Below are 607 nucleotides of genomic sequence, written 5' to 3' on the forward strand. Positions count from 1 at the left end.
GTGACATAAGCCGCCCATTTATCCATATAAACGCGGCGCTGTTCTAGATAGTCAGTGCGACGATAGGCACGCTCTACTTTACCACCTACCGTATGACTTAGAATAGTTTCAGCGACCTCATAGGGGGCATCGGTTGTTTCAGCGAGCCAATCGCGTAAACTAGAGCGAAATCCATGGGGGAAGGCTTCAAGTTTATTACGTCTCATGTAAATATACATACACTTCTCAGCGAGGGGACCGCGACCGGTTGCAGAAAAAAAGAAATCATTGCGAGAAAGCAAGCGCGCTTGTTTTAAAACTTCTAATGCCTCTGTTGATAAGGGCACACGAAATTCTGTTGTAGCATCACGCTTGCCTTTCATATTTTCAGCAGGGATAGTCCATATATTACCCTCAACTTGATCCTTATGGATATGACGTAAAGGATTTGTGCGAACGCCTGTCAGAATAAGCAAACGCAAAGCCAGTTGTGTCATAGTTATTTTTTGACAAAGCGTTTGATAAAAGCCGGCACATCTCTCCAATCCATGGCTGGTCTATTAATAACCTTATGACGTTGTTTGCCTAAGAGAGAGCGTGCTTTTTCCGTTGCTTGTAAATCAACATC

At 43.8% G+C, this 607-nt stretch carries 1 pseudogene; it reads right to left on the reverse strand.

The features are described from left to right. Positions 1 to 607 (reverse strand): annotated as a pseudogene (locus ACFILO_RS09725) (tyrosine-type recombinase/integrase); the annotation flags it as partial.

The sequence above is a fragment of the Bartonella sp. AP72JLCBS genome (genome assembly GCF_042195705.1).
In the GTDB taxonomy this organism is placed as follows: Bacteria; Pseudomonadota; Alphaproteobacteria; order Rhizobiales; family Rhizobiaceae; genus Bartonella.